Source organism: Nostoc sp. UIC 10607, from assembly GCF_047228265.1.
Lineage (GTDB): Bacteria > Cyanobacteriota > Cyanobacteriia > Cyanobacteriales > Nostocaceae > Nostoc > Nostoc foliaceum_A.
In genome coordinates, this window is record NZ_JBIQNW010000001.1 from 487,004 (window position 1) to 496,907 (window position 9,904).

Consider the following 9,904-nt stretch of genomic DNA (forward strand, 5'->3'; position numbering starts at 1 on the left):
CTCGGAACTTGAACTTTTGAACTCGGAACTTGAGCTTCTGAACTCAAAACTTCGACCTTTAAACTCGAAATGTCAAGTCCTACACTCAAACTCCGAGCTTCTAAACTCTAACTTTCAACTTTTTAGGTAAAATTGCCGAGAGATTTTCTCCACTACTGATGCTTATGGCTGCATTTTCAGAGATTTATAGATGAAATTACGCTTTCATCAACTTTTAGTTTCTACCTTTGAAAGAGTCGAGCCATTCTTGAACTTGCTCGCGGGCAATATCGCGCCCTCCAAGACCAAAAGCTAGGGCGATCGCAACTGCGATCGCACCTAGTAAAAGTCCAAAGGCTAAATTGACAATATCACTGGCAACTCCTATCTGTTGCAGTGCCATTGCAGAGACTAAGGTAATAATTGCAATCCGCGCCACTTGTCCCAAAATCTGTGCTTGACGTTCACCAGAACTGGTAATGATGTTAAAAGCGAGATTTGCCAGAAATAATCCAATGGCAAAGATCACCAATCCCGCCAAAATCCGCCCGAATATAATCACAATACCCGACACCAATGCTGTCAGGGCTGGAATATTCAAGATATTCACCGCCGCCACTGTTGCAAATAGCATGATACCCACTAAGGCAACAATGCCTGCAATTTCCGATGGAGTACGGGCTGGAGTCGGTTCAACTGTTGGTTCTGTTGAAATTTCGATGCGTCTACTGGGTGTTGCTAGACCGAGGATGGTGAAAATGTTATTAAAGCCTAAGTTGGTAAGGATACTTGTAACCAGATCCGCGACAAAGCGCCCCACAAAATAGGCAACAATCCAAATTGCAATGGCTGTAAAGATCGCAGGTAGGGCGTTGAGAACCTGTTGCAGCATTGCGATCGCAGGCACTGATATGGCAGCAATTCCCAAGGCATTGAGGGCTGCGATCGCCACAGGAATCAAAATCAAAACATAGACAATTGTGCCGATAATGCTCGATAGAGGTTGCACCCCCGCAGTCGAAGATAATCCCAATCGACTACCTAAATGGTCGATACCAGTTGTCGCCAGCAAGTTCGTTACAATCCGCCGTACTACATTAGCGATGAACCAGCCAACTACAGCGATTAAGATCGCCGCTAAAATGTTCGGCAAAATTAGCAGAACTTCTGTAATGAGAGCTTGTACTGGTTGTAGAGCCTGCCTTAGTTCGAGAGTATCCAAAACTGGGGCAAGAAACAGTAAAAATATAAACCAATACAGAGCATTGCCAATTGTCTCACTCAGAGACAACCGAGTGAGGCTGGGTGCCCTATCTTCTGGTTCTGGATTCAAACGCTCATCCAGGTTAAATGCCTGTAATGAACGCACAGTGATCATCTTCACAATGGTCGCCAAAAACCAGGCGGTTACCAAAATGATTCCTGCACCAACCAACTTTGGCAAAAAGCCAATAAGTTGATTGAGAAAATTATTCAGGGGTCGAGACGCTATTTCCAGATCCAATGTCTGTAAAACAGCTACCGCAGTCAGTAGAAGAATGCTCCAAAACACTAAGCTAGAGATGAATTTCTCCACTTGAGGAACATCTTGACGACCCGTTATCCCTGCGGCAATGCGGTTATCTATATTTGTGCGATTGAGGATTCCTCGTGTCACTGCTGCTGCGATCGCTGCAATTAGCCAACCAACTAACAAAATTGCTACTGCCCCCAGCAAACGGGGTGTAAACAGAATCAACTGTTGAACAATACCTTGCACATCAGCGATTCCTTGATTCACTGCTGGTTGCACTGGTTGCAGGCTGGGCGATTGTGCCAAAAATTGCTGCACTCTCATGGGCAAACCAACTTCTATCACCTGGGTTATTCCTTGCCAAGTTGTGTTCATGGTTTTTCGGAATTAAGCTTAAGTATTCGCCGCAAACACTGAGTAAGTGTTTTGCCTATCAATTTACCAGTAAAAACATACATCTATGGCATTGATATCAAGAGTAATTTTTGACTTTGTTACTAAATATTTGATTTAATTTACTGGCAGTGCTGAATTTTGCGTTACTCTAATTGCAGCAACAGCATCAAATATGTGGAATGTCCCAAGTTTTGGAACAATCGATTCAAATTAATGCTACAGCTACGGTAGTGGAGCGCTGTCTTAGCGATTTAGCTCTCATGCACCGCTGGCTGAATCCCGTCCTCCGTTGCGAACCAGTGGGCGAAGCTTGGAGCACCGATGTCGGGAGTGAAAGCCGTTTTATCATTCAAATTCCTCTACTGAAACCCACTTTGAATAGCGTAGTTGTGGAACGACAACCGGGTTTGGTAGTCTGGGAATTTCAGGGATTTTTTCAAGGGCGCGATCGCTGGGAATGTCAACCCACAGAAAAGGGAACGCTCTTACTCAACCGCTTTGAGTACGATATCCCTAACCCCTTGATTAGTTGGGGTTTCAACACCTTTGCCGCATCTTGGACAAAAGCAGATATGCAAGCCCAGCTGCGCCGCCTCAAACGAGTCGCAGAAGAACAACATAATTCGTAATTCGTAATGACGCTCGCGGACTCGCTACCGCTACGCTAACGTAATTCGTAATTGGGCATTGATTGGGCATTACTTATTTCTTCCCCTGCTTCTCCATCCCTCCTACCGATCTTTACCCAATTCGGTAAGTAGCCGCCGAATCACAGATGCATCCTCGGCATCGGGAACTTTTGTTAAATAATTTTGTAAGTCGTTTACAGCTTGGGGGTAGTAACCGAGTTGATAATAGATCAGACCGCGATCGCGCAACTCTAAAGTTAAACCAGGAAACAGCAATAAAATTCGTTCAACTGCTGCCAGTGTTTTTTCTAACTCTTGCTGTTTGAGGTAAATAAATTTTAGATTTGTCAGCATCCGTGCCAAAAATTGCCGATTACTGACTACAGCTAAAAACTCTGGTTGTAGCGACACGGGTTGCTGATAAAGTTGAGACAGGCGTTCCTCGCAATCTTGGGCAAATATTATTTCGCCACCATTGAAAGCATCGACAAAAATCTCTATATCTGGAATATCTGGGCGGATTAGGAAATGTCCTGGCATCCCTACACCCACCATCGGAAAATCAATCCGTCGGGCAACTTCTAGGTAAACCAGCGCTAAGGTAATGGGAATCCCCAGTCGGCGGTCAATTACATCATTGAAAAAGCTGTTGCGCGGGTCGTAATAGTCAATTTTATTACCAGAAAACTTTAAATCATCGTAGAGATACTGGTTAATACTTTGAACTATTCGCAAAGGATATCGTGAGTCAGGCAGTCGTTCTTGAAGCTCCCATGCCATTGTATCAAGGGCGTTGAGATATTCCTCTGGGTCTAAATTGGGATATTCTTCTTGTGCAATATACAAAGCTGCCTTTGCTAAGTCAATGTGCTCGTCAGACTGCTGAATCTCCTGGTAAAAATATTGTCGTGCTGACGAGAAATTCATAAGCTGTTGCTCGGTGGAAGTGTGAGGATAAAGCCGCAGCTACGCCTAACCCAGACATCGCAGCTTGGCTAAAAACAGTTTTTTGTACCTATCTTTATCTTATGGATATTCAGAAGTTTTGGAAATTTAGTTTGTACATAGCTTTACTATTCTATTGCCAACTAACTTGAATAAATGCTGTGTTGGTGATGTATACGACGGGCTGCGCCCACGCAAAGCACATAACGTGGTATGAATATGTAATTTCCACCAATTAATACTATAAATTTATACAATTTTTATATAGTTATTAATTTAGTATTAGCCACAAAATCGCCTCGAAAGCTTTATATATTCTGGTTTTTACAATTTTCCTAAAATAGTAAAATACAAATTAATATTGTAAACTTTTAGCGAACAACAGCAATAATACTTGTTTATTCAACTCTATTTATCAATAATGCTGGTAGTTATACAATCTATCTGATATCAAGTTAATAGTATGCCGATAGCCTAGTAATTAGTGCTTGTAGGTGCGATCGCAGCGAAAGGCTAAATCTTCACCTACTATGGAAGATTTTTGTTTAATTTCGCTGGCAAATTTGAGTGCATTTAGATACAACGAGGTTAATTAATGAATACTCATCACATTTTACGCGCAACGCTTACGCTAGCAACTTGTAGTTTGTCAGCTTTAGCCATCTCCCCAAGTGCCAATGCATTTACTGTCGTAACGTTTGACGATCTAACAGGTGATAACTTTCTAGTACCGGATGGCTATGGTGGAATCCAATGGGATAATAATTGGATTTATTACGGTTTCGAGCAAAACCCATACACTCCTGAGTCAATTCCGAACCGAATCTATGGCAACTATGACAAGTGGAATGGCCCAAGCAGCATTCCATTCTACTTTGCATCACCCGTAATCTTTGATGGTAGTTATTTCGCTGGAAGTGATTCCTCTTTTCCAGTAAGCTTTTCACTTTACAATGGAGGAACACTACAGGCAACATCTGCATCGCTTACACCTTCTGCTACACCAACTTTTCTGTCATCGGGTTATACAGGACTGGTTGATGAAGTTCGTGTAAATTGGAACAATGGCTCTACAGTGTTGGATAATGTAACATATCACACTGCTGCTGTTCCTGAACCAACTTCTTTAATTGGCTTGCTTGGTTTGGGTGCTTTTGGTGTCACCTCTAAATTCAAGCGCCAGCAGAAGCAGCAAGTTCACTGCTAATATAATCCTTAATTTATGAAGCAAAAGCTAGGTATCAAAATCTAGCTTTTTTGCTACAAGTGCAAATGCAAATATTTAGGCAATTTAATAAAATAGCATCTTTCGCTACACCGCATGATAGCTAGGGTGATCGCATCTGAAAAATGAGATTAGGGATAAAGGTCAGGATAAGGGCTACAACCACAGCCGCCAAACTCCTTTTTAAGGAATTACTAAGGGAGTTATGTCCCCGTCCGGTGCTAAAGTGAAAATTGACATTGCTTATTATTATGTCTTCTCCGACCGTATCTGAAAACTAGCTTCACTCATTAGGCGCAGCATGGTCACAACCGCAGAAAAAACAAACATTGGCTACATTACCCAAATCATTGGCCCAGTTGTAGACGTTAAATTTCCCGGCGGGAAATTGCCACAAATCTACAACGCTTTGAAAATCGTTGGCACCAACGAAGCTGGACAGGAAATCAACATCACCGTTGAAGTACAGCAACTGCTGGGCGACAACCAGGTGCGGACTGTTGCGATGAGTTCCACCGAAGGCTTAGTGCGCGGTTTTGAAGTGTCCGATACAGGCGCTCCCATCAACGTACCAGTTGGTAAAGCCACTTTGGGTCGAATTTTCAACGTCCTTGGCGAACCTGTGGACAACAGAGGCCCTGTAAATGCTGAGGCAAGTTTACCCATCCACCGCTCTGCTCCCAAATTCACCGACCTGGAAACCAAACCTTCGGTGTTTGAGACCGGGATTAAAGTTGTTGACCTTCTGACTCCCTATCGACGCGGCGGTAAGATTGGTCTATTCGGCGGTGCTGGTGTTGGTAAGACCGTAATCATGATGGAGTTGATTAACAACATCGCTACCCAGCATGGTGGAGTATCCGTATTTGCTGGCGTGGGTGAACGCACCCGTGAAGGCAATGACCTCTACAACGAAATGATTGAGTCTGGGGTTATCAACAAAGACAACCTCAACGAATCAAAAATTGCTCTAGTTTACGGTCAAATGAACGAGCCACCCGGAGCCAGAATGCGGGTTGGTCTTTCGGGATTAACAGTAGCAGAGTACTTCCGAGATGTGAACAAGCAGGATGTGCTGCTGTTTATTGACAATATCTTCCGGTTTGTACAAGCAGGTTCGGAAGTATCCGCGCTACTGGGTCGGATGCCCTCAGCGGTAGGATATCAGCCGACATTGGGAACCGACGTAGGTGAACTGCAAGAGCGGATTACCTCAACAACAGAGGGTTCCATTACCTCCATTCAGGCAGTGTACGTACCTGCGGATGACCTCACCGACCCCGCACCTGCTACTACCTTCGCCCACTTGGACGGTACCACAGTGCTGTCTCGCGGTTTGGCAGCTAAGGGAATTTATCCCGCAGTTGACCCCCTTGGTTCGACTTCCACCATGCTACAACCAAATATTGTAGGTGACGAACACTACAATACTGCCCGTGCGGTGCAATCAACTCTGCAACGTTATAAAGAACTCCAAGACATTATCGCCATTCTCGGTCTAGATGAATTGTCTGAAGAAGACCGTCTAATCGTGGCGCGGGCGCGGAAAGTTGAGCGCTTCTTGTCTCAGCCGTTCTTTGTGGCAGAAGTATTTACCGGTTCCCCTGGTAAGTATGTGAAGTTGGAAGATACTATCAAAGGGTTCCAGAAGATTCTGTCTGGTGAGTTGGATGCTCTGCCAGAACAGGCTTTCTACTTGGTTGGCGATATCAACGAAGCGATCGCTAAAGCTGAAAAAATCAAAGGTTAGTCATTAGTCATTGGTCATTAGTCATTAGTTCAACTGCTAATGACTAGTGGCAAAAGACAAGGGACAAAGGACAAAGGACAAAAGACAAATGACATTAACCGTTCGTGTAATTTCCCCAGATAAAACAGTATGGGATGCCCCAGCGGAAGAAGTAGTTTTGCCTAGCACCACTGGTCAACTAGGTATCCTAACTGGACACGCACCACTTTTGACCGCCCTGGATACTGGTGTAATGCGAGTCCGCGCCGCTAAAAATCAGAATTGGCAAGCGATCGCTCTTTTGGGTGGTTTTGCCGAAGTCGAAGAAAATGAAGTGACAATTCTGGTTAACGGCGCTGAACGTGGCGACAAAATTAACCTTGATGAAGCCCGTACTGCTTACAACCAAGCAGAAGCGCGTCTAAGTCAAGTTGCAGGAGACGATCGCCAAGCCCAAATTCAGGCAAACCAAGCCTTCAAACGGGCCCGCGCTCGGTTTCAAGCGGCTGGCGGTTTGGTCTAATTTAACTTTCTATTTCCACTTTGTAGGTTGGGCAATGTCCAACCTACAAAATATTTATTAACTTTTAAAAAAATTACGTCAAGTTTAAGAAATCGAGGCCAGCCTTGGTGAAGTGTTAACTTAACTAATTAGTTGCCCAAATGGGCACAAATTATGAAAAGCTTTTCATCTTTGCTTGGTACTCGTAAACAAAATAAGGTAGCTCTTTTTGCAGCATCTATCATAACAACCTTAGCAATCGCTGCGCCAACGTCTTCTCTACAAGAGGCTACGCGAATGGCTAACGCTGGTAGTGTTAACTCTGCCAATGCTACTCCTGTAAAAATAACTACCGCAAAAGAAATTACTTCGGCGACTGTCCAGCTAAATCAGACCAAACCAAATATTGCTCAGTTACAAATTAGCAGGACTCAATATCAAGCTGCTGGAATTGATCCTTTTGTACTAATCCCCGTCGTACTTGTCGGGAGTTTAGTTATATTTATCCCCCTATTCTTTGGCGGACTTGTAGTAATTGGCGAACGTGAAGTCGGCATTGTAGTTCGAAAATTTACCCTTTCCGGGCGTGGACTCCCCGCCGGAAGTTTGATTGCCCTCAACGGGGAAGCTGGCTTGCAGGCAGATAGTTTAGCTCCTGGTTGGCACTGGGGCTATTGGCCTTGGCAGTATTCTGTAAAGAAAGAGTCGGTAATTGTCGTTCCCCAAGGGGAAATCGCCTTGATTGTGGCAGCAGATGGAGCACCCAACCCACCAGAGCGGATTTTGGGTAAAATCGTCAGTTGTGACAACTTCCAAGATGCTCGGAAATTCCTCACCCAAGGTGGGGAAAAAGGTCGGCAAATGGGTTTTCTCACTGCTGGTACGTACCGGATCAATACTGCCCTGTTTAAAGTCATCATGGCATCAAATGCCAGCACTCATGGCATGAATCCAGAACAGTTGCGGGTGTATAGTCTGGCATCTGACAAAGTTGGCATCGTTACTACCTTAGATGGTGTACCAATCTCTGCTGGCGAACTCGCAGGCCCCATAATTGACGAACACGACAACTTTCAAAATGGTCAGAAATTTATTAATGGAGGTGGACGGCGAGGTTTACAAGAACAGACCTTGCTTTCTGGTTCTTGGAACTTGAACCCTTGGTTTGTCCAGGTTGAGCAAGTACCCATGACGGAAATTCCCATTGGGTATGTGGGTGTAGTAATTTCTTTCGTGGGTAAAGCACATCAAGATGTCAGTGGTGCAGCTTTTACTCATGGTAACTTGGTTAATCCTGGACATAAGGGTGTATGGGTCGAACCGTTGTATCCTGGCAAGCACCCGATTAATTCCCGGATCATGAAGATGGAACTAGTGCCAACGACCAATATTGTCTTAAATTGGTCAGACCGCACAGAACGTCACAGCTATGATGCTCAACTAGCTTCCTTGACAGTGCGATCGCGTGATGGATTTGCCTTTGATTTGGAAGTAGCACAAATTATCCATGTGGGTGCTTTAGATGCTCCAAAGGTAATTTCTCGCGTTGGTGCAATGCAAAATCTGGTAGACCATGTATTAGAACCGACCATCGGTAATTATTTCCGCAACTCAGCCCAAAACTGTACTGTACTAGATTTTCTGACTGCTCGAAGTGAGCGGCAAACTGAGGCTGCTGAGTATATTAAAACAGCATTGCGGGCTTATGATGTGCAAGCGATCGACACCCTCATTGGTGATATTCAGCCACCAGCGTCGTTAATGCAGACACAGACAGACCGGAAAATTGCCGAAGAAGAACGCAAGACTTATGAAGTCCAGCAGATGGCGCAAACCCAACGGCAGCAACTTGTCCGGGAAACGGCACTGGCTAATATCCAGCAAGAAATGGTGAAATCGGAGCAGAGTGTGCATATTGCTGACCTAAAAGCCCAAGCCCAAATCAAAGAGGCGAATGGTGAAGCTGAGGGTACAAAACTCCGGGCAATTGCTGAGGCTGAAGGTATTCGGGCCACAGGTAACGCCAAAGCTGAAACCTACCGCGCTGGTGTGGAAGCCTTGGGTTCACAAGGTTATACAGCAATGCAGCTGATGCAGATTATAGGCGATCGCAATGTCCGCTTGATTCCAGATGTCTTAGTTGGTAGTAACGGCAGTAATAACGGCTTAGTGGATGGGCTACTATCCATGATTTTATGGAATCAAACTGGTAAGGGTGAATTGACAACAACACCTTTGCATCCACAACCAGTAGTTACCAAAGCACAACCAACCTCAGAAAACGGTTATCCACCTATAGTTGTGAATTTTCCGGGAGATAAGTAACATCCGGTAGAGGCACGATTATCTTACTACCAAAGTTAGCGATGTCTGGCGACAAGACGCAAAGGGTCTACGCTTGGCGCAAATCCTCGACAAGTTGCTGCAAAACTCTGTTAACCGTCGCTTTCAATCAGCTGACGAGCTTATGCAAGCAATGGGTATCGAATATAAAACTCAAAATTTGAAATTACCAAATCTTCCTTGGCGATGCTTGCATACTCTAACTGGGCATTCTGGGACATTGAGTAGTGTGAATGCCCTTGCCATCAGTCCTGACGGTTACACTTTAGCCAGTGCTAGTGATGAAAAAAAACATCAAATTGTGGGATTTAAATACCAAAAAAGTTCTACCTAGCTTGTCAGGACATTCCCAAGCTGTAAAATCAGTTACCTTCAGCCCTGATGGGAAAATTCTGGCAACTGCTAGCGTTAGCCAGCGCTAGTTATGACAGAACAATTCGCCTGTGGCAGATACCAACAAGAGGCAGGGGAGCAGGGAGCAGGGGGCAGAGGGATATAAATAGTGCTGAGTTAAAAGACTACCCACAAGGGGCGGAGGATATTTCCCCTTTCCCCCTGCCCCCTGCCTGACAGGTGTAGGTTTTTTACACAGGTGTGAGTATTCATTAGTATTGCTGTAAAGATAGGTATGAAACCAGGGTCG

The 9,904-nt window shown here is 44.7% G+C and carries 9 protein-coding genes; 7 read left to right on the forward strand and 2 right to left on the reverse strand.

Annotated elements, in window-relative coordinates; all coding sequences use genetic code 11:
• Positions 1 to 214 precede the first annotated feature (214 nt).
• Positions 215 to 1,867 carry a mechanosensitive ion channel gene (locus ACEYW6_RS02115; protein WP_412978422.1) on the reverse strand — a complete coding sequence of 551 codons (1,653 nt, stop codon included), beginning with the start codon at positions 1,865 to 1,867 and terminating at the stop codon, positions 215 to 217.
• Between the two features lie 200 nt (positions 1,868 to 2,067).
• On the opposite strand from ACEYW6_RS02115, the gene ACEYW6_RS02120 reads away from it, so the two are divergent.
• A complete protein-coding gene (locus tag ACEYW6_RS02120) occupies positions 2,068 to 2,517 on the forward strand; it encodes an SRPBCC family protein (RefSeq protein WP_412978423.1) in 450 nt (149 codons plus the stop codon).
• A gap of 102 nt (positions 2,518 to 2,619) precedes the next feature.
• Here ACEYW6_RS02120 and ACEYW6_RS02125 read toward each other — a convergent pair whose 3' ends face one another.
• A complete protein-coding gene (locus ACEYW6_RS02125) occupies positions 2,620 to 3,444 on the reverse strand; it encodes a SirB1 family protein (RefSeq protein WP_412978424.1) in 825 nt (274 codons plus the stop codon).
• Between the two features lie 613 nt (positions 3,445 to 4,057).
• On the opposite strand from ACEYW6_RS02125, the gene ACEYW6_RS02130 reads away from it, so the two are divergent.
• The 6 genes from ACEYW6_RS02130 to ACEYW6_RS02155 all read left to right on the forward strand — a co-directional run bounded on the left by ACEYW6_RS02130 (position 4,058) and on the right by ACEYW6_RS02155 (position 9,683).
• On the forward strand, positions 4,058 to 4,669 hold the full coding sequence (locus tag ACEYW6_RS02130) for a PEP-CTERM sorting domain-containing protein (protein ID WP_412978425.1): 612 nt from the start codon (positions 4,058 to 4,060) through the stop codon (positions 4,667 to 4,669).
• 319 nt (positions 4,670 to 4,988) lie between these two features.
• Entirely contained in the window at positions 4,989 to 6,437 is a 1,449-nt protein-coding gene (gene atpD, locus ACEYW6_RS02135) for a F0F1 ATP synthase subunit beta (RefSeq protein ID WP_190891177.1), read from the forward strand.
• Positions 6,438 to 6,525: 88 nt separating this feature from the next.
• Entirely contained in the window at positions 6,526 to 6,939 is a 414-nt protein-coding gene (gene atpC, locus ACEYW6_RS02140; protein ID WP_412978426.1) for an ATP synthase F1 subunit epsilon, read from the forward strand.
• 153 nt (positions 6,940 to 7,092) lie between these two features.
• The gene (locus tag ACEYW6_RS02145) at positions 7,093 to 9,243 is read left to right on the forward strand and encodes an SPFH domain-containing protein (protein ID WP_412978427.1); all 2,151 of its coding nucleotides are present in this window, start codon (positions 7,093 to 7,095) and stop codon (positions 9,241 to 9,243) included.
• Positions 9,244 to 9,316: 73 nt separating this feature from the next.
• Positions 9,317 to 9,595, forward strand: a complete 279-nt coding sequence (locus ACEYW6_RS02150) for a hypothetical protein (RefSeq protein WP_412978428.1) — start codon at positions 9,317 to 9,319, stop codon at positions 9,593 to 9,595.
• On the forward strand, positions 9,543 to 9,683 hold the full coding sequence (locus tag ACEYW6_RS02155) for a WD40 repeat domain-containing protein (RefSeq protein WP_412978429.1): 141 nt from the start codon (positions 9,543 to 9,545) through the stop codon (positions 9,681 to 9,683). Before ACEYW6_RS02150 ends, ACEYW6_RS02155 begins: the two co-directional genes overlap by 53 nt.
• The last annotated feature ends 221 nt before the right edge of the window (positions 9,684 to 9,904 follow it).

Bases quoted from the DNA above. Each gene is read 5' to 3' on its own strand.
- ACEYW6_RS02115 (WP_412978422.1), bottom strand. From the start codon at position 1,867: ATGAACACAACTTGGCAAGGAATAACCCAGGTGATAGAAGTTGGTTTG.
- ACEYW6_RS02120 (WP_412978423.1), top strand. From the start codon at position 2,068: ATGTCCCAAGTTTTGGAACAATCGATTCAAATTAATGCTACAGCTACG.
- ACEYW6_RS02125 (WP_412978424.1), bottom strand. From the start codon at position 3,444: ATGAATTTCTCGTCAGCACGACAATATTTTTACCAGGAGATTCAGCAG.
- ACEYW6_RS02130 (WP_412978425.1), top strand. From the start codon at position 4,058: ATGAATACTCATCACATTTTACGCGCAACGCTTACGCTAGCAACTTGT.
- atpD (WP_190891177.1), top strand. From the start codon at position 4,989: ATGGTCACAACCGCAGAAAAAACAAACATTGGCTACATTACCCAAATC.
- atpC (WP_412978426.1), top strand. From the start codon at position 6,526: ATGACATTAACCGTTCGTGTAATTTCCCCAGATAAAACAGTATGGGAT.
- ACEYW6_RS02145 (WP_412978427.1), top strand. From the start codon at position 7,093: ATGAAAAGCTTTTCATCTTTGCTTGGTACTCGTAAACAAAATAAGGTA.
- ACEYW6_RS02155 (WP_412978429.1), top strand. From the start codon at position 9,543: ATGAAAAAAAACATCAAATTGTGGGATTTAAATACCAAAAAAGTTCTA.